Source organism: Pseudomonas sp. SDO5215_S409 (assembly GCF_054071325.1).
Genome location: NZ_JBSVWN010000130.1, coordinates 1 through 2,217 on the forward strand (window position 1 = coordinate 1; position 2,217 = coordinate 2,217).

Consider the following 2,217-nt stretch of genomic DNA (forward strand, 5'->3'; position numbering starts at 1 on the left):
AAGCGTCTATGGCTCGGCTGTCGAAACATAGTGGCCTACTTCAGACCATCCCTAGAGCCTACTGTCATTTAGCCCCCCCCCCCTCGCATCGTTCTCATTTGATGATCTTAAAGAGCTAGATCGTTCATCACTCATTTCTAGCCTTTCACTGCTCATATTTTCGCGATGATGATTACTTCGCCGCAGATGGTGTGATAGCATTTAGACATTATGTCTCTGATTTATGTAAAAGGAATTCAAAGCTAATGGCAAAGCCGATATCGAGTAAAACGCCAGCGCAGCGTAGACAGTTGTTAGCTGCAATTGACTCCCTTGCGAAGCGGGGGGCATTAGTCGTGATAGGGCTCTTGCAGCGTGGTATGCATCAACCTTACTGGGTGTTGATGAGGATGATGCCATTGATGCCGCGTCCGTGGATGGCCCTGAAGATGCAGGTTGCGATCTGATTTACATTGATGATGATCAGCAAACAATATACGTATTGCAGGGTTATGTATCTGAAAGATCTGATAAAAGTGCCGGACTGAAGAAGTGGAATGCTCTTGTTGGCGCCGTTGCAAGTGTCAGAGATCCTATTATGTTTCAATACGCCGGTAGAAAAGATATTTTTGAACGGTTGACGGAGGGGGATACCGAAGGTTATTCGCTCGTCTTCGGTTTGGTAACCCTTGCTGCTAAATCTGATATTATCTCTCGCAATAGAGAGGCTACAGTTCGCTCTAGGGGTTACGGGTCCGATGTGTCTTTTTTATACGAGTACCAAGATACTCTTTATGATAAGTATCTTGTAGTGCAAGCAGCTGACCGAAATGTTCCTCAAGATAATTTGCAGTTTAATGGGAATGTCGCGGAGTTACGAGGCGAATTCGGGTATTCGATCGTTGGTTCTGTATACGCTAAAGAATTATTTCGTCTATATGAAAAATATGAAAATCAGCTGTTTGAGGGCAACGTTAGACTTTTTATCGGTCAGCGTAAAGGTGGTATTAACGAAAAAATAGTTGAGACTGCAGAAGGTCGTCCGGGGGATTTTTGGGCACTCAATAACGGGATAACAATAGTTGCCGATTCTTTTGAGGAGTCTGCGGAAAACAAATACACAGTTAGAAGTTTTTCTATTGTGAATGGATGCCAGACCACGGTAAGTTTGGCTAGAGCTATTGAGAAAAGTACTGAAGCTCAACATTCTCAGGTGCTTGTACGTATCGTAGCGGCGAAGAAAACACTGCTAACAGATATTGTTAGATATAACAACACTCAAAACCCGGTAAAGTTGGCGGCAGTACGCTTGCTGGATCCTATTCAAGAAAGTCTTCGTGTTTCTTTTTCTTCTATAGACTATGTTTATGCTCCTAAGCAGGAAGGGGCGCGTGTAATGAAGAATTCTAAACGGATTGAGCTCGACAAGGCTGCTCAGTATCTAGCGGCAATGTCCGATGATACGATCCTAGAAGCTGTTACTCGCAAGATGGAGCTTTTTGACAGATTTTATAAGATGGTGTTCCCTCGCGGGCTTACGGCGGAAAAAGTATTTCTTGCTTGGCTCATTGCGCACGAGATCGAAGCTGAGCGTGCTGCACTTCTTAGTACGGTTGATATTACCAATGATAAGGTGATGAAGGTGATATTGGGGATACATGGAACTCCTTGGGGAATATTCGTAGCTAATTTTTTGATTGATAGATTGGGTACTGATGTTTCTAAGTTAACTTTGGCGAAGATGGTCGGGCCGGATTTCAGAGGTGCGATCTCAAAGTACTCCAAAAAGTCCATGGAGCTTTATTCTGAAATTGCTGTTAGCATTGTTGGGTCAGATGACGAAGCAACAAGTGTTCGAAACGAGATTCGGGTTAAGCCTTTTTTGGATAAATTGAAAAGGACTTTAGCGCTAAAGGTTGCGAACTCTGCAAAATGGAAGCTGCCAAAACTGAATAATATTACTACGTAGATGTGCCGTTAAAGTATGAGTTGATAGGTAAGCGCTCCAGAAGTGTAGGGTGCGCTTATCCTTTGGATCCCTCCCCAACGTCCCGTCATAGATCAGAAAAATTTTTCATTGGATACGAAAAGGTTCTTCGATTTTTGAGGGCTAAGGAAAATAGAAAAGCCCGCTCAAGGTGGGCTTGGGTGCGTTTGTAAGAAGTTACTGTAGTAGTGTTTCTTCGGGACTGTCAGATTTTTTGTGTGCGGGCCGGTAACGGCCTGCCGTCAGGCAGG

General features: G+C 44.0%; 1 protein-coding gene. It reads left to right on the forward strand.

What is annotated here, in order from left to right; translation table 11 throughout:
• Positions 1-412 precede the first annotated feature (412 nt).
• Entirely contained in the window at positions 413-1,948 is a 1,536-nt protein-coding gene (locus ACW9H9_RS28460; RefSeq protein ID WP_457346683.1) for an AIPR family protein, read from the forward strand.
• Positions 1,949-2,217: the final 269 nt, after the last annotated feature.